Below are 17,036 nucleotides of genomic sequence, written 5' to 3' on the forward strand. Positions count from 1 at the left end.
GAGTTAATTATAAATTATCGAGGTCTGCCACCACAAACGTGCTGCCTCCAACATAAATACAGTCTTCTGGCTCTGAATCTTTGATAGCAGCTTGGAGCGCTTCATTTACGTTAACGTAGTAATTCCCTTGCAGCCCGAAGCTTCCAGCAAGCTGCTGTAGATCCTGAGCTTTAAGAGCTCGTGAATTAGATGGCTCTGTGAAGTAAAAAACAGCATCTGAAGGCACCATACCTAACATTGCCGAGATATCCTTATCTCCAACGAAACCAATCACGTAGCGACGGTTTTTTGCTGGTAGTTTGGCAAACTGCTTCAATGTCTCTGTAAGTCCTGCAGCATTGTGCGCAGTATCGCAATAAACAGCAGGTGAATCCCCTATTTTTTGCCATCTGCCCTTCAAGCCTGTAAGCGTTGTAACTTTACTTAAAGCAGCATAGACTGACGATAGCTCAATCCTAAATCCTTTTGTATTCAATATCTGGACTGACTGAAGCACTCCGCCTATATTTTTCAACTGATAGGAGCCTGCGAGGTCTATTCGCAAATTCAGATAGGTTGTTACCGATTCTTCCGCTATCCCTGCATTGACAATCATGAGACCGTCCTCTGTCGCTATCTCTTCAACTTTTACTTTTTCTGATGCAAAAAATAGAGGTGCTTGCTTTTCCTTTGCAATTGATCTGAATACCTCTGCTGTTTCAGTCTGATATTCACTCACTACAACCGGAACATTCTGTTTTATAATACCCGCCTTTTCTCCAGCAATTTTCTCCAGTGTATCACCTAAAAACTGTGTGTGATCCAGGCTTACGTTCGTGATGACAGAAAGCTCAGGTATTATCACATTGGTGGAGTCTAGTCTTCCGCCCATTCCAACCTCTATCACTGCCACATCTACCCGTTCGTGAGCAAAGTAAGCAAATGCCATTGCGACGGTAACTTCAAAGAATGAGGGACTTAATCTATCAATGTTAGATAAATTATCAGCAATAAATGTCGTGATAAATTCTTCATTGATTTCCTGTCCATTTACCCGTATTCTTTCTGTAAATGATTTAAGGTGAGGCGATGTATATAATCCTACTTTGTAGCCTGCTTCCTGCAGAATGGCGGCGATCATGTGTGAAGTACTTCCCTTGCCGTTTGTTCCTGCTACATGGATAGTTTTATATTTATCCTGTGGATTATCAAGTATTTTGCAAAGTTCGAGTGTAGTAGTAAGGCCCGGCTTATAAGCACGGGCCCCTATATTCTGAAAAACCGGAAGTCTGCTATACAGGTATTCAATCGTTTCCTGATAATTCATTCTATTTACCGAGACCGTATTTTAAATGTGATAGTACCGGTTGATTCATCAGGTACATTTGCCGATTTAGGAACAAAAACAATAGCTCTCACTGCATTCTTATATTTATTTATGACAGCGTAGTCAGTCACCGTCGAATTTTGCTGAATGATACTCTTAACCCGCCCGTTTCGATCAACCGTTATCTTAAATGTAATATCTCCGGTCACATCAGAGTTGTCGTCAACCACAGGCCTGCCACTCATCCCAAATCCTGATAAATTCAGGCTGGTTCCTGCTCCGTTACCTCCACTTCCCTCACCCTTATATGTTTTAGAAAATAAACTTCCGGTTTTGGATCCCTTATCGCCAACACCTTCTGCATCATCTCCATTATTATTTCCGCCAATTCCAGTCTTTGTTCCGTTAGTGCCATTACTTCCGGATTTACTGCCAGAAGATTTTGTAAACAAAGCGTCTTTATTCACCGCTTTTTCCGGCGCAGGTTTAACAGCCGGAGCTGAAGAGGTGGCGCTGCCTGTGGATTTCTTCGTCTCAGTTTTCTCAGGCGCTTCAACAGGACTTTCCGTTTTAGAAGTAATAACGGGCTTTTCAGCAACCGTTTTTGTCGGTTTGGTAGACTCGACCTTAGGAGGCGTCGGCGGAGTTGGCTTTGGGGTAGCAACAGATTTCACCTTCTTCACCTCGTCAGCATCTGCTTTCATATTCTCAGCTACCTTCGAATCATTAGGTTTATTGAAGGTCTGAATATCTCCTTTGCCCACCTTGCTGGTACCATAGTTAACCTCAACAAAAAGTTCAAGAGGCTCAACCTTCGGTGTTGAACTGTTCAATCGTATGAAAAAGAACAATCCAAGAATAGCTACAGTGATCCCTACGGACAAAGCCCAGGACATTGCAATTCTCTGACGATCTTCTGCCTGTAATACAATCATTATATTTTGATGTTTATTAATTGGCTCAACAACGTAAAATTAAAAACTTTCGTATAAAACGCAAAGAGGAAGCCTAGGGCTCCCTCTCCATACAAGTTATACTTTTCAAACCAGGTTATTTCATTTTTAAAACCCATCCAGGCTCACCGATCACAGATTTCAATTTACCTGACGCAGCATATGCTTCATTTTCAGCGTCAAAGCCCTGAATAGCCACAGTGAATTTTCTACTATGCTTACCTGCAGGAAGAACAATCGTCTCTTTAAAACCCTTAGCCAGCAAATCTTCCTTCATAATGGTTGCACGCTTCATTCCATTGAATGCTCCTGCGATAAGATAGAACTTTTTTGTTTCTGCTGCTGGTTCAGGTAATGTAGCAACTGCTGCAACAGGCTCCGGTGTAACAGATAAAGAGTCAGTTTTCTTCGTCTCAACAATTTTTTCGCCAATGTCTGGCGAAACTGTTTTTACTTCTTCCTCCTTCTGAACCGGATCTACCAACACAGTTTCTTGTTTATCAGCAGAAAAGTCAAATGGATTTAAGGTACTCTTGTTATTGCCTGAGTTAGCGGTCACCAAAAAGAAACTCACGTAAACCATCAGCCCGGCAAGCATGGCAGCCGATGCCCATTTGATCCAGCTAACCCGATTAACCTTAACTGAATCCAGCTCAAGTACTTCAACGTGCTGTTCTTCTTCTGGCACGTGTACGAATTCCACTTTAACAGGGTTTGCCTTTTCCATCATTTTTATTGATACTTTGGAAAAACCGTACCACTCGTCTTTAAAGCAGTTGGTAACGTTTGGTTCAAAAACCAGTTTACCTTCGATATTCTTGTTAAAGTGCCCTATCCCTTCAATGACTGTCTGACCTTGGGTAGTCAGAGTAGCTTTCAGATTGTCAGTATATTCTTTAATTCGTGCGATAGCCTCCGAATGTGAAATATTCTCTTCCCTTGAAATATAGTTCGCTAAAAAACCGTCATCCAGTTTAAGAAATTCGTTAAACGCCAGTTTTTTAACAGGCGGGGCAAATATCCCGGAATCCCGATCATAAAGAGCCGGTACCTGCCTTGAGAGCAATGCACCGAATCCTGGAATAATCACGAATTCATAATCACTAACTAATTTCTTTATTACCGTTTCGACAGCAGTCATGCAGTACTTGTTCAGATGTATTTGGCGAAATTAGAAAGAAAATGATAATCCTCCAATAAAATTTAGTCCCTGTTGAGGGTAGTATTGATATCGCTGATACTGCTTACCGAGTACATTGTTAATGGCCACAAACGCCGAGAAGTTCTTGGTTAACAGATAATCTGTCTTCAAATTCAGATCCGCAATGACCGGCAACTTTGTGACTTCGCCGGACTGAAAGTTTTTCGCTCTGATTCCTCTTTGGGTGTAAAGATCGGCTGTTACAAACAGTTTCTTACTTACAGTGATCGCATTAAACCAATTTAAAGTAAGATCAGGACGGTGCCAGGCCTCCTCCACTACACCTACAGAATAATTAAAGAAATTCACTTTCAAAGAAGTCTTGAAAATTTCATTAAAGTTATATCCTGCCTGTCCTGAAATAGTCAATACGTTGGTTTTTCCCGGGTCATAGATGATGGAGAACTTAGAGGTGTCCGCCAGGGAATTATTGAAATTATAGAAGTTGCGGTATCTGGCGTAGGAGACTTTTCCCTCATAGTTAAAACCATCTGCTTCACCTTTCACACCCGCATACATATCTCCTGTTTTTTCGGTATTGGCAATCAGCACATTAGCTCCCAGCCATTGATTCTCGCTCAGCATGCTTCTCAAAGTATTTCTTACAATATCTCCGTTGTAACCTGCGAATATGTGTAGTCCTGAAAATGGCGTTACATCGAAATTAATTAATGGGAATGCCTTGGTTCTGTTAATTCCCAGTTGACTATCCGTTTCGTTAACAGCGTTAAGTCCGGCCGTTACCGTGAAAATATCAGATGCATACTTGAAGGTAGGTTTCACCCTGAATAAATTCCTGTTATACGTTAGTCTGTCGATACGCTGTGAAACAAAAGCATCCGCCTCCAGCAGAGCGTAAAATGACTCAGAGATAGGGACTGCTGCAGTCAGCTTAGTTCCCCAATCCAATTCAGACGCGTTGTAACGGTCTGTCAAGGTGTTAAGACTTGTTTTTACGGAGTAATCCACGGCAACAGAAGCATCCGTATTTTCAAATCCAAGATTGATACCAAACTGGTTGATCGTCTGGCGAAGACTGTCACGATTCACAATCACACCTTCCGGCTGTGGCTGGTATCCATAGAAATAATAATTTTTCCTATCATAACCCAGAGATGCTTCAACCTTATAAGTCTCGCGAATGTATTTGCCTCCAACTTTCAAATTCGTTGAAGCGTTGGCTGAATTCTTACCGTCGACAGGGCCAGTTGCTGCTGACAGGTGCTTAAGCTGGGCCGTAAAAATCAAGTCTTCCGATGGTCGTGCTCCGACAAAACCCTCTCCAAGGAATCGCCCATAATTACCTGCTCCTAGTTTGATGTAGTTGTTTAATACTCCGGGCATCTCAGATCGCTCTTTTTCATCTGACGACACACCAACTGCCGGGGTAAGTTTAGGGGCGGAAATATTGATGTTTGGATCTAATATCTCATAGTTCACTTTCTTTTGACCGGCTTGACCCTGAACCGGTTGAACTTTATCATATATACGTGCAGCAGGTGCAAACTCAATACTTTTTTCTTTTACAATCTCGTATGTCTGGCTTTCGATTTCTCCTCTCTGCGCAATCGCAAAATTCGAAGAAAATCCCAGAGTCAAAATGAATACGGAACCTCGCAGTATGCTTGAATTCATCATAATAGTATTTTTACTTTAACGGGGTTAATGGTCTATTTCGAAATCTGAGCCAACTTTTCCTTGGCTAGTTTAACAGCATCTTCATCGTCAGAATTATCGATGATAGAGTTAAGAGTTGCTTTTGCTTGTCCCATTTCATTAAGGCCAACATATACTTCTGCCAACAGAATGAACGAGCGTACCCGCCAGTAGTCATAGCCCTCGAAATTTTTTGCCATTTCAATAATTGCAGCTTCTGCTTCCTTATATTTCTTAGTCTTGTGCAGGATCACTGCATTCCAGTAGCTTGCCTCCGCTCCATATTCATCTTTGGACGTAGCTGCTATTTTCTTAAATTCCTCGGCCGCTTTGGTCATGTCGCCTTTATCATAGGGCACCTTTCCCAAATACAATTGTGCTTTCCCTAAACCACCCGGAATAATATTTCCGGCCGTAATCACCTCCCGGGCATAGTACAAAGTAGAGTCGTAACTCTTCAATGTATAGTAATTATCCATTAAACCGATCCATGCCTGAGCCTGTTCTTTTTTGCTTTCTGCATTTCTAAGCAGAATACGGAAATTAGTAATTGCATTATTGTGATTACCTCTTCCAATTTCCAGTTCTGCAGAACGTTGTGCTGCTGCTGCCACGAAAGTGGATCTGTTCTCCTGAACTACCTTGCTGAAGTATTTAAGAGCCTCTACCACATCCCCGGTTTTATCGTATGAGGATCCAATAAAATAACGTGCATCATACTGATGCTTACTTGTCGGATAAGTATTTAGAAACTCCAGCAGAGACTTTTTGGCATTATCATATTTCTCAGCATAGTAAAGATTGCGAACGTTATCGAATTCAACCTCCTCTAGTTTTTCGTTTCCGGGATTGTTCTTCCGAACAACGCCCAAAACCTGCGTAAACTCTTCAGGTCGTCCAACAGCGGAATAAGATTCCTGTATACCTTCCAGTGCGCTGCTCGCTGATTGAGAATCGGAAAACTCTGTTAATATTTTTTTGAAATCGACGATCGCCTGTTCATATACCTGCAGATTATAGTAAGACTGCGCCCTGCGAAGTAAGGCGGCTGGAATCAATACACTTTTGGGTTTCTCATTAATCATACGGGTGAAGCCTTTCACAGCAGCCGAATAACTTTGATTCTTAAAATCAATATCTGCAATCTGGAAGTAAGCGTCGTCCAGATAACGAGATTGCGGGAATGAACTGATCAACAATTCAAACTGACGGCGCGCTTCAGCCTCACGGTTCATATACACATAGGCTCTTGCTTTCTGATAGGTTGCGTAATCCTTATCCGATTTTCCATTGGTGGCCACCTTTTCATAGGTACGGATAGCTTCATCGTAATTTTTTGCCGCCAGATAGCAGTCCGCTAAGCGCGCATGCGCATCTTCAATGATTTGTGCATCGATTCCGTTCAGGTTCGTGACGAAATCTTTAAAATAGCCTAATGCCTGGCTGTATTTCTTCTGATTGTAATACACATATCCTAATGCATACAGACTTTTACGAGCATAAATTCCAGCCTTAGGATTTTTAGCAACCTGGTTATACAGTGTAACTGCCTCATCCGTTCTTTTCAAACCATATACCGACTCCGCTTTGTAAAAGCTGGCTGCATTATAGACTTCCTCATCGATTGGAAATTTCAAGGACTTATCGAACAGCGTCAAAGCTGCATCAAACCGCTGTTGGTTAAATTCCAATACACCTTGATTATATGTCAGACGCTGATAAGTACCATTTATTTTAGCATTTCGTTTAGTAAGACTCTCAATGTACCTGATAGCGGCCACATTATTGTTAGCACCTGAATATCCTTCTGCTACTAACTCCGTAGCTTCTTCGATATGTTTGCTTTGTGGGAATTGCGTCATGAAAGCATTAAACTCTTTAATTGCTTCATTGTTATTCCCCGTCTCTAATTGGATCTTAGCATGGTTGTAAGAAGCCTCTTCCTTTACAACATTGTTGAAGTCAAGCTTTGCGGCATTACCCAGGGACGTTAAAGCAAAGGTTGAATTATTAGTCTTTAAGTAACTGATTCCCAACAAATAAGATGCGTACTGCGATACAGAATCTTTGCCTGATCCAGCATTCTTCAACACTTGTATGGTACCTTCATAATTATTACTACGGAAGAGTGAATGCCCATAGTGCAAGGCTATGGCAGGAGGTATAACTCCGGACTTCATCTTGTTGTAGCGCTCGTATGCTTTCACTGCAGCAGCGTAATCTCCTTTTTCATAATGGACTTCAGCCACATACAAGGCAACATCATCCAGTTTAGTATTACCTCTTTGTTGCGCTAATATCTTTTCACCGTACTGTAGCAGCTGATCGTACTTCTTTTGCTGATACAAAGAAGAGATAATCCAGTTTGGTACCTCATTTTTATAATACGGGTGGTTTTCAACACGAGCAAAATCCAGATATGCTTCGTCGAAATTATTTTTCTGATAGTTTATCACTCCGGCATAGAAAGATGCATCTCCTGCATTCGCAAATGAAGCATCCGTCTTGATCTGATTAAACAAGGGAAGAGCGGCATCAGGCTGCTTCGTATTATAATACGACATAGCAAGCTGATAGATATTCTCCGTCTTTTTAGCATTGTTTCCCGGCAGATCCACAGCCTTACCAAGGTATGTTATGGCTTTTTCATACTCTCCGCCCTCATAATAGTATTTTCCAAGGTCACCATAGATCTGCTGGGCTTTGGGATGTTCTCTATGATTTTTCACAAAACGATCGACCTGTACTTCTGCCTCAGGATAATTCAAGTAAAGGCCGGTTACAGCGATATAATATTCCGCCGTAACTTTGTTGTAATCGCCTGTGCTGAGCAGCTTATCTTCTGAACTAAGATACTCTCCAAACTCTTGTCTGGCTGCGACAAAGTTGGATTTTTCATAATATTCAAGGCCATTGCGAAAGTGTGCGTCAGGCTCGGTAATTCCAAGTGTACTCTGAGCAACGGCAGCGGAAGCACCAAAAGCCAGGTATAACCCAAAGGAATAAGTGCTATGTTTCAGAAGCATAGGGGTTGATTTGATGGATTGTTGTATTTTATTCTTGTTTTTCGACATATAAGCTTCCATGTACTATATATAAAATACCCTGATTTCAGAACTGGACAGGTATCTAACGAAAACCTCCGCAAAACCGTATACGCAGTGTACGGAGGTAGTTTTTATCATATATTAGTTTTAAAAAATCACTTCATTTCTGAACAATGTGGCTTGAAACTGCCCTGCCATGCTGTCAAACGTATTTGCTATTGCATTTAGAAATGGTTCATCAATACATTTCTCAATTTCTTCAACACTTTCTACCTCATATTGATCGATTTTGTAAGTTTGCTCGAACATTCCGGTTTCCACTTTGATAATGTACTTATTGTTCCATTGGTATATACCAATCTTAAAGTCTTTACTGGGTACGTCTTTAATATATCTCATTGAACATATTTTTTCTCAAAAGTAATCAATTAACTACTCTAATGACTTTCCAATTTTCTTACAGATGTTTACTAATTTTTTTAGCATTAATTTCAATGGGATGTGGCAACCAGAAAAAAAAGGACGCAGCCGATTTTTTTCTTAAAGCCAATCATGCCTTCCAACAAAAAAATTATACCGAAGCGCTGCGACTGTATGACGAAGCAATTAATAAAAATCCTGACTTTGCTGATGCATTTATGAATAAGGGTATCTGTCTAATGAAGATGAATCAATCCGTCGAAGCTTATGAGGTTTTGACAGAAGCAATACGAATTGATCCGACTCTTACACAGGCAAATCTCGTCCGATCGGAAGTTGCACTTATCATTGGTAAAACCATGGAAGCTGACGCAGATTTGAAACTGATTGAAAAAGACTTCAAGGATTCCACCCGCTATTATCTGATTCGGGGTGATATGTTTCAAGCTAGAGGCGATCTCGCCTTAGCCGTAACCGATTACGAAAAAGCAATTTTGTTAGATGGCAATAATGCAGAAGCACTTGTTAACCGTGGAGCTTTATATTACAATCAGGGGAATTATGAATCAGCTCAGCGCGACTTTCGCAAAGCGCTCGCTATACGCCCCTCACAAATAGAAGCTCTTAACAATTTGGGGCTTATCGCCATTCATCAGGGTAAACAAGAGGAAGCACTGGATTTGTTTGATCAGATTTTGCATCTGAACCCCGCCAATGCACTGGCACTAAATAATAAAGGTTACACCCTGCTGCAGTTGGGTCGTTTAGATGAAGCTGTAAAACTAATAGACAGATCGCTGGATATTATGCCGGCAAATGGATATGCGTTTCGCAACATGGGTATTTATTATATGAAGTCGGGCGATACCGACAGGGCGCTGACAGAATACAATAAGGCCATTGAAATAGCAGAGCCCGTAGAAGAACTTTATGGACTTACAGGCCAGGCATATTTAAAAAAAGGAGACTTGGCAAATGCTTGTAAAATATGGAAGCAAGGATCGGTTCTGAAAGATCATCTGGCTATTTCAGAACTGAAATTACATTGCAAATAATGACCACTTAGATCAGTAATTGCTTGAATTGCTTCCATACATTCCGGTTCTCTTCCGGATTTGTAAATATTTCCAACAAGCATATTTGCTGACACCTTCGAAAGTCGTCCAGCTCAGTAGCCAGGTCTTCGATCCTACTGACAGAAAAATAAGTAATACCGGCATCTTCTGCAGTTCTTCGAGCTGTATGTGGATGTCGGGTTTCGAAGTATTCTTCCAGTTCGGGCTGCCTGGCCGGGCCATCTATCATTCGGAATATATTTCCACCCCCATTATTGACAACCACGATTTTCAAATTTTGTGGCAGTGAATTGGCCAACAAACCGTTGCGGTCATAGAGAAATGAAACATCACCGATGATCAGCGTAGTCGGGCAGGTATTCGTCAGTGCGGCACCTATCGCAGTACTGAGCGACCCGTCTATGCCACTTGTTCCTCTGTTACAGAATGCCTTGACAGAATCTGGCATTCCAAGAGCATTTACATAACGGATAGGCATACTATTACCAATATGCAATTGCTCCCCTTCCATCAACTGTGACAATACAGCATTAATGGCTGATAGATCAACCAATGTGGTCAGGTTGTTCAGAAACTCCTGACTTCTACGCCTTACTTCATATTCCTTTTTTAACCATTTGTCCAAGAACCCAGCATCATTCTCAGGCTCAGCATTTTCTGTAAATAATTGATAGTCAATTTTTTCAAATAATTGAGAGAAAAAATAATCGGGCCCGACGGCAATTTGTCTTGTCACCGATTGTAATGGATCCGCCCATACTCCGTCATGGCCGATGTGCCAGTGTTTTATAGCTGGATTTCTTCTCAGAAATGTTTTAAGCTCTTTGGATACGAATGATAATCCGTATGTAATTAGCAAATCAGGCGCCAGATCAGGGTTATTTTCGCCGGAAAGTATAAGGTCATGGTGAGATATAAACGACTCATTGCCTGACAGATTTGCTATGCTATCGGCCAGGACAGGAACTTGCAAATCATTTGTCAGTTGCGACAAAGATTCGTTAAGCAATATAGAATGAACGTGTTGCCCTCCTGCAATCAGTATTCTTCCAGAATCCTCCCATTCATCAAGCAGCTCGTTCCATTGACTCTGATGTAACCGACGATCAATAGGAGTTTGTTGAATTAACCTGATCGATGGTGAAGGTGCTAATACCTCCCCTTCTGTTGGATAAAATGGCTCTCTTACAGGCACATTTATATGTACAGGCCCATATGGCGCTTGTGATGCCAGATTAACCGCTTCATTTGCTGTCCGGTTAATAGCCCATATGGAATCAGGGTGACTGTAATCTGAGGGAAGTTCAAAGAACTTTTTTACGTGCTTGCCATATAATTCAGATTGATAGATCGTCTGTCCGTCAAACTGATGTGTCCATTCCCGCGGCCTGTCTGCAGTGAGGATAATAAGAGGTATTTGCTGAAAAAATGCCTCTGAAACAGCAGGTGCGAAGTTATATCCTGCACTTCCTGACGTACATATTAAAACAACAGGTTTGCCAAGCTGTTGTGCCATCCCCAGCGCGATAAAACCTGCTGAGCGTTCATCTATAACCGGGTGTATCTGAAAGCCACCATGACGCGAAAAAGACAGCGTAAGTGCTGCACTACGGGAGCCGGGAGAAAGTACTACATGACGAACTCCATGCAGATAACTAACAGCCGCAAAATCAATTAATGGTTGAAGTATTGCCATCTTGGTTGATACAAAAATAGCCTCTTTCGAGGCTATTTCATTATTCAATAATTATTTTGGATATTATCCTAAATAAGTTTTTAAAGCTTTGCTTCTTGAAACATGACGCAGTCTTCTGATTGCCTTTTCCTTGATCTGACGAACACGCTCACGGGTAAGATTGAATTTTTCACCAATCTCTTCCAACGTCATAGCATGCTCTCCGTTTAATCCAAAGTAAAGTGCAATTACGTCAGCCTCTCTCTGAGTCAGTGTACAAAGTGCTCTTTGCACTTCTTTTCTCAAAGATTCGTTTACAAGGCCGCTATCAGGCTTGTCTTCAAGGTCATTTTCTAAAACGTCTAATAGACTGTTTTCCTCACCCTGAACAAAAGGTGCATCCATAGATACGTGACGACCTGAAATTTTCATTGTATCAACAACCTCAGAAGAAGATATCTCCAGCACCTCTGCTAACTCCTCAGGAGAAGGCTCACGCTCAAATTTTTGTTCAAGCTCGGAGAAAGTCTTCGAGATTTTATTCAAAGATCCAACACGGTTGAGTGGAAGACGAACAATACGTGACTGCTCAGCCAATGCCTGAAGTATAGACTGACGAATCCACCATACCGCATAGGAAATAAATTTAAAACCTCTGGTTTCATCAAATCGCTGCGCTGCCTTGATCAGACCCAGGTTTCCTTCATTAATAAGGTCACCCAATGAAAGCCCCTGGTTTTGATATTGTTTCGCAACCGAAACAACGAAACGAAGGTTCGCCTTTGTCAGTCTTTCCAGTGCGAACTGATCACCATCTCGTATTTTTTGAGCTAACGTCACTTCCTCATCCGGCGTTAACAAATCAACCTTACCGATTTCTTGCAAATACTTATCTAATGACTGACTTTCTCGGTTGGTAATTTGCTTACTGATCTTTAGCTGTCTCATCTACATTCTTATATTAATATGTATAAATAACGGCATCATGCAATGCCCTCGTTTAGAAAAACACCGTTTTATGCGTTTTTGTTCTCTGGTTTAGGAAGTAAAGCTTTTCTTGACAAACGATACTTTCCTGTTTTCTTATCCACTTCAACAAGTTTAACCTGAACTTCCTCGCCAACTTCAAGTACACCATCCATTGTTTCGAGTCTTTCCCATTTGATTTCAGAAATATGCAGAAGGCCATCTTTACCAGGAAGGAACTCTACAAAAGCTCCGAATGGCATGATTGATTTCACTTTTCCACTATAGATCTCACCGATTTCCGGTACAAGAATGATTCCTTTAATTCGTGAAACTGCTTTATCCATTGAAGTCTTATCAGCAGAGAATATACTTACAAAACCAGCACCATCCTTTTCTTCAATAGAAACAGTAGCACCCGATTCTTTCTGAATATCCTGAACAACTTTACCACCCGGCCCGATTACCGCACCAATCATCTCGCGGTCAATCTTTATTATGACGGCACGAGGCGTGTGAGGTTTCAGCTCTGCGCGACTTTCTGTGATTGTTTTATTCATTTCACCCAGAATATGCAATCTGCCGGCTTTTGCCTGAAGCAATGCTTCTGTCAAAACTTCAAAAGAAAGACCTTTCACTTTCATATCCATCTGACAGGCAGTGATACCTTTTTCAGTTCCGGTTACTTTGAAGTCCATATCGCCAAGGTGATCTTCATCTCCAAGAATATCAGACAAAACAGCATATTGACCTGTTTTTTCATCAGAGATCAATCCCATTGCAATACCGGATACAGGGGCTTTAATTTTCAAACCTGAATCCATCAATGCAAGTGAACCAGCACATACTGTCGCCATAGATGACGAACCGTTAGATTCCAGAATATCAGAAACGATACGAATTGTATATGGATTATCTTCCACAGCAGGAAGCACTTTTTTCAAAGCACGTAGTGCCAGATTTCCGTGTCCTACTTCTCTGCGACCAGGTCCGCGGTTAGGTTTCACTTCTCCAGTTGAAAATCCGGGAAAATTATAGTGTAGCAAGAATTTGCTATATCCGTATTTTAATGGAGTATCGATGATCTGCTCATCATTTTTGGTTCCCAATGTGACAGTAGTCAACGATTGAGTTTCACCTCTTGTAAAAAGGGCCGATCCATGTGCATTCGGTAAAAAGTCAACTTCCGAAGCGATAGGGCGAACTTCATCCAACTTACGACCATCCAGACGCTTTCTTTCGTCCAATACCAAACGGCGCGATGCTTCCCAAACGATATCATTGAAATAACGTTTCGCCAATGCTCCGTTTACTTCTTCCTCTTCACCGATACTTTCAACGAATTCTGTCCATACAGCCTTGAAACCGTCTTTACGAACATTTTTATTCTGAGATCCAAGTTGTGTAACAGCATAAACTTTGTCATAAGTAAAAGCTCTTACTCTCGCTTCCAGTTCTTCATCCTGCTCATCACCTATGTATGCTCTCTTTTCTGTCTTACCAACTGCTGCTTCAAATTCTTTCAGGGCAAGGCACTGCTGCTTAATCACCTCATGTGCCAGCCTCAATGCTTCGATTACCTCTTCTTCGGTAGCCTCTTCCATTTCTCCTTCAACCATTGCAATATCATCGTAGGTTGCTCCTACCATCAATTCAAGTGTCGCTCTTTCGAGTGCCGCAGAACCTGGATTGATTACAAACTCACCATCAATTTTTGCAACACGTACCTCTGAAACAGGTCCTCCGAAAGGAATATCAGAAGCAGCGAGTGCGGCAGAAGCGGCAAGTGCAGCAAGTGCATCAGGCAATGCTTCTGTATCTGCCGACATAAGAACAATGTTTACCTGTGTTTCAGCATGGAAATCATCCGGGAACAATGGGCGCAATACACGGTCAACCAGGCGGCTCACCAATACCTCATGATCCGAAAGCTTGCCTTCACGTCGCATGAAGCTACCAGGGATTCTACCTGCAGAAGCGAATTTTTCCTGATAATCAACCGATAGCGGTAAAAAATCCAGTCCTTCCTTTATATCTTTATTAGCAACAACGGTAGCAAGTAACATCGTATTTCCCATACGAACTACTACAGAACCATCCGCTTGTTTCGCTAATTTCCCTGTTTCAATTGTGATTTCTCTACCATCCGGCAGAGTTATAGTTTTGTTAACTATATTAAATAGCATAAAATATGTGTTATTTGAAAACCGCTGAACGCCGTCCAGAAAGTTACTTTTGATGAAATTCCTGCAAAGAAATCAGGGAACTATCTTTGTAGAAGTTCCCTGATCGATAATTACTTACGTATGTTCAACTCGGCAATAATCGCACGATAGCGGTTAATGTCGTTTTTGAAAAGATAGTCTAACAATCTTCTACGCTTTCCTACCATCTTAAGCAAGCCTAGTCTGGTATCATTGTCTTTTTTGTGCGTTTTCAAGTGCTCGTTCAAATAATTGATACGGTACGTGAAAAGTGCGATTTGTGATTCAGCAGAACCGGTGTCAGCACCTTCTTTCTTGAATCCCTTAGATTCGAAGATCTCTCTCTTCTTTTCCGCGGTTAAATACATGATTGTAACGACAGATTAAATTTTTTAATATATAATTCACAGCACCCTGCTGCAAATAAGGTTGCAAAATTACTAATTTTTTCTTTGAAATGAAAATATATCTTGACTATGATGGTATAAGATTCATTTTTCTAAATCTACTTATCCATTTATCTTTAATTCTTTTGAAAAAGATAACATATACATCCTTCTCAAACAACCGGGAATCGCTTCTGGCCCTGTCGACAAAGTAAAGTCCTGTAAACAACAGGATGGTATTTGCCAGCCATGCCCCGACCGGAACCGCCAATATACCCTCTTTTACCCATTTGTCTCCCTGATTGGTAAGTACATACAGGAGAATAAAAAATATGATTGAGATAAGCACCGGCACACCAAACCCTCCTTTTTTGATAATAGCCCCCAGAGGCGCCCCGATCAAAAACATAATCAGACAGGATAACGCCTGTGTATATTTGTGATGCTTTTCCAGTTCGTATTTGTTGGCGTCTTTCAGCCGAGTCTGCAAATAATCCGCCTGAGAGTTAGCATAGCTTAACATACTTCCGGAAGCATTTTTGGCTGTTGTCAAAATATCCTTTTTTAAACTATCACTTACCGGAACTGTCAGAAGAGAGTCAATCCACTTCCCAGGCTTAAGTGTTTTGTCAGTATTGCTTCTATAGTTATACGTGTAGTATTGCTGACTATTGGGAACGAGGTCTTTTTTGGTTTGATCGTAAGCTTTTCTGAGCGAATCTGCAGTCTTTGTTAAATCGCCGATGTTTTTCATAAATTCGTGATACTTGAACTGCCCCTCATCTGTTCGTTTCATTCCAAAAGAAGACAGACTCTCTGTCAACTTATAGTGTTTAAAGGCATCACGCTGAAAGTTGTGTATAACAGATGTGGAAGGCGAAGAAATATATGACCCTGACGTCCCGGAATTCACAACTTCTGTATAGTGTGTACCATTGTAAAGCTCAATCACCAAATATCGGTTCTCGTTAATAGAATACATGCGCCCCGAGTCCGCAAGAATAATTTCGGTATTACCGATCTCATAGGATCTGTTGGAGTGTTTATATATTACCATTCCAACTAGCTTACCATTGTCCTCCTTTTTATCTACCTTAATACTGTATCCGGGCAAATCATTGTAAAAAATACCATCCTTGATCTTAAGTGTTGCTTTCGCTGTTTTTATGTCATACAGCAAACTGTAACCTTTCAGATTCGCCCAGGGCGAAACCCTGTCATTAAAGAAAAATGAAAATATACTGATTCCAACTGCAATGATAAATAATGGCGCCATCGCACGCACAATGGATATCCCTGCACTCTTGATAGCCGTAAGTTCAAAGAATTCGCCCAAGTTACCGAAAGCCATCAGTGAAGACAGCAGCATTGCCAAAGGCAACGCGGTCGGAACAGTGATCAGGCTAAAATAAAAAAACAGCTGTCCGTAATCTATAAGTCCCAGATCCTTCGAAACGAAATCGTCGATATAAAAGATCATGATCCTCATCAAAAAAACGAAGACCACCACAGACATTGTAATTATAAAAGGTCCCCAAAAGGACATAAAAATAAGCTTATCAAGCTTTTTCATCAACTCCCTACTATTTCTCTAAGATTGTCTAAAAAGCCGTCCCAAAGTGAAGCAAGTTCCGCCTCATCCTTATTTTTCGAATAATCTACTACTCGAAGAAACGTTGTTTGGGTCAACTCACTAACTTCCAGTTTAAGTTCCACATGATCATTATCAAGATCATCGTCACTGGTATGCTCAAATTCAAATTTTACCGCTTTATTGATACGGAGCCCGGTTTGTCTGACAATATGACTTTCACCATCCCATTGAAAATCAAACCGGTGATCAGGTAAAACAGTCACCTTCTCAGCATACCATTGTTCTAACCCGGAAGGCGTGGATATATAAGGAAACAATACTTTAGGAGATGATCTCAATTCATACTCAGTTACAAATTTAAACTTTTCCATACTTTCAAAAAGAAATAGGGTTAGCAAGAACCAGCATACGCCTTATACACGGATTTAAAAGTTGTAATATAGCATAATTCAACTATATAAAGCATTATAGTTGGCGTCGGTTTTTCTTCAATTATTTTTTTTAACGTTTATTTCGCAAAATCAATTGTACATTAAAATTATTTAACATACT

13 protein-coding genes are annotated in these 17,036 nt (G+C 41.0%); 1 reads left to right on the plus strand and 12 read right to left on the minus strand.

Annotation, left to right across the window (positions count from 1 at the left end; translation table 11 throughout):
* Positions 1–7 precede the first annotated feature (7 nt).
* From AC1XUE_RS02730 to AC1XUE_RS02755, 6 genes are all read right to left on the minus strand, one after another.
* Entirely contained in the window at positions 8–1,306 is a 1,299-nt protein-coding gene (locus AC1XUE_RS02730) for a bifunctional folylpolyglutamate synthase/dihydrofolate synthase (protein WP_483354395.1), read from the minus strand.
* Positions 1,307–1,311: 5 nt separating this feature from the next.
* The gene (locus tag AC1XUE_RS02735) at positions 1,312–2,241 is read right to left on the minus strand and encodes a hypothetical protein (RefSeq protein ID WP_483354396.1); all 930 of its coding nucleotides are present in this window, start codon (positions 2,239–2,241) and stop codon (positions 1,312–1,314) included.
* Positions 2,242–2,356: 115 nt separating this feature from the next.
* Entirely contained in the window at positions 2,357–3,400 is a 1,044-nt protein-coding gene (locus tag AC1XUE_RS02740; protein WP_483354397.1) for an HU domain-containing protein, read from the minus strand.
* Between the two features lie 30 nt (positions 3,401–3,430).
* On the minus strand, positions 3,431–5,098 hold the full coding sequence (locus AC1XUE_RS02745) for a TonB-dependent receptor (protein ID WP_483354398.1): 1,668 nt from the start codon (positions 5,096–5,098) through the stop codon (positions 3,431–3,433).
* Between the two features lie 32 nt (positions 5,099–5,130).
* A complete protein-coding gene (locus AC1XUE_RS02750) occupies positions 5,131–8,142 on the minus strand; it encodes a tetratricopeptide repeat protein (RefSeq protein ID WP_483354399.1) in 3,012 nt (1,003 codons plus the stop codon).
* A 168-nt stretch (positions 8,143–8,310) separates the two neighbouring features.
* The gene (locus AC1XUE_RS02755) at positions 8,311–8,562 is read right to left on the minus strand and encodes a hypothetical protein (RefSeq protein ID WP_483354400.1); all 252 of its coding nucleotides are present in this window, start codon (positions 8,560–8,562) and stop codon (positions 8,311–8,313) included.
* Between the two features lie 95 nt (positions 8,563–8,657).
* Here AC1XUE_RS02755 and AC1XUE_RS02760 point away from each other — a divergent pair, with 95 nt between their 5' ends.
* The gene (locus AC1XUE_RS02760) at positions 8,658–9,638 is read left to right on the plus strand and encodes a tetratricopeptide repeat protein (protein WP_483354401.1); all 981 of its coding nucleotides are present in this window, start codon (positions 8,658–8,660) and stop codon (positions 9,636–9,638) included.
* A gap of 7 nt (positions 9,639–9,645) precedes the next feature.
* On the opposite strand, the gene menD is transcribed toward AC1XUE_RS02760, so the two are convergent.
* The 6 genes from menD to AC1XUE_RS02790 form a co-directional block, all read right to left on the minus strand.
* Positions 9,646–11,355 carry a 2-succinyl-5-enolpyruvyl-6-hydroxy-3-cyclohexene-1-carboxylic-acid synthase gene (menD, locus tag AC1XUE_RS02765; protein WP_483354402.1) on the minus strand — a complete coding sequence of 570 codons (1,710 nt, stop codon included), beginning with the start codon at positions 11,353–11,355 and terminating at the stop codon, positions 9,646–9,648.
* Between the two features lie 63 nt (positions 11,356–11,418).
* The gene (locus AC1XUE_RS02770; RefSeq protein ID WP_115828673.1) at positions 11,419–12,282 is read right to left on the minus strand and encodes a sigma-70 family RNA polymerase sigma factor; all 864 of its coding nucleotides are present in this window, start codon (positions 12,280–12,282) and stop codon (positions 11,419–11,421) included.
* Between the two features lie 68 nt (positions 12,283–12,350).
* On the minus strand, positions 12,351–14,486 hold the full coding sequence (locus tag AC1XUE_RS02775) for a polyribonucleotide nucleotidyltransferase (protein WP_483354403.1): 2,136 nt from the start codon (positions 14,484–14,486) through the stop codon (positions 12,351–12,353).
* 110 nt (positions 14,487–14,596) lie between these two features.
* Positions 14,597–14,872 (minus strand): 30S ribosomal protein S15, encoded by a 276-nt coding sequence (gene rpsO / locus AC1XUE_RS02780; RefSeq protein ID WP_115828675.1) that lies wholly within the window; start codon positions 14,870–14,872, stop codon positions 14,597–14,599.
* Positions 14,873–14,978: 106 nt separating this feature from the next.
* On the minus strand, positions 14,979–16,463 hold the full coding sequence (locus AC1XUE_RS02785; RefSeq protein ID WP_483354404.1) for an LptF/LptG family permease: 1,485 nt from the start codon (positions 16,461–16,463) through the stop codon (positions 14,979–14,981).
* The gene (locus AC1XUE_RS02790) at positions 16,463–16,855 is read right to left on the minus strand and encodes an START-like domain-containing protein (RefSeq protein ID WP_483354405.1); all 393 of its coding nucleotides are present in this window, start codon (positions 16,853–16,855) and stop codon (positions 16,463–16,465) included. The genes AC1XUE_RS02785 and AC1XUE_RS02790 overlap by 1 nt, the downstream gene beginning before the upstream one ends.
* Positions 16,856–17,036 lie beyond the last annotated feature (181 nt).

Source organism: Dyadobacter sp. HNCC25DJ187 (genome assembly GCF_056895255.1).

Coding starts and splice junctions, on each gene's coding strand:
- AC1XUE_RS02730 (WP_483354395.1), bottom strand. CDS start 1,306: ATGAATTATCAGGAAACGATTGAATACCTGTATAGCAGACTTCCGGTT.
- AC1XUE_RS02735 (WP_483354396.1), bottom strand. CDS start 2,241: ATGATTGTATTACAGGCAGAAGATCGTCAGAGAATTGCAATGTCCTGG.
- AC1XUE_RS02740 (WP_483354397.1), bottom strand. CDS start 3,400: ATGACTGCTGTCGAAACGGTAATAAAGAAATTAGTTAGTGATTATGAA.
- AC1XUE_RS02745 (WP_483354398.1), bottom strand. CDS start 5,098: ATGATGAATTCAAGCATACTGCGAGGTTCCGTATTCATTTTGACTCTG.
- AC1XUE_RS02750 (WP_483354399.1), bottom strand. CDS start 8,142: ATGCTTCTGAAACATAGCACTTATTCCTTTGGGTTATACCTGGCTTTT.
- AC1XUE_RS02755 (WP_483354400.1), bottom strand. CDS start 8,562: ATGAGATATATTAAAGACGTACCCAGTAAAGACTTTAAGATTGGTATA.
- AC1XUE_RS02760 (WP_483354401.1), top strand. CDS start 8,658: ATGGGATGTGGCAACCAGAAAAAAAAGGACGCAGCCGATTTTTTTCTT.
- menD (WP_483354402.1), bottom strand. CDS start 11,355: ATGGCAATACTTCAACCATTAATTGATTTTGCGGCTGTTAGTTATCTG.
- AC1XUE_RS02770 (WP_115828673.1), bottom strand. CDS start 12,282: ATGAGACAGCTAAAGATCAGTAAGCAAATTACCAACCGAGAAAGTCAG.
- AC1XUE_RS02775 (WP_483354403.1), bottom strand. CDS start 14,486: ATGCTATTTAATATAGTTAACAAAACTATAACTCTGCCGGATGGTAGA.
- rpsO (WP_115828675.1), bottom strand. CDS start 14,872: ATGTATTTAACCGCGGAAAAGAAGAGAGAGATCTTCGAATCTAAGGGA.
- AC1XUE_RS02785 (WP_483354404.1), bottom strand. CDS start 16,463: ATGAAAAAGCTTGATAAGCTTATTTTTATGTCCTTTTGGGGACCTTTT.
- AC1XUE_RS02790 (WP_483354405.1), bottom strand. CDS start 16,855: ATGGAAAAGTTTAAATTTGTAACTGAGTATGAATTGAGATCATCTCCT.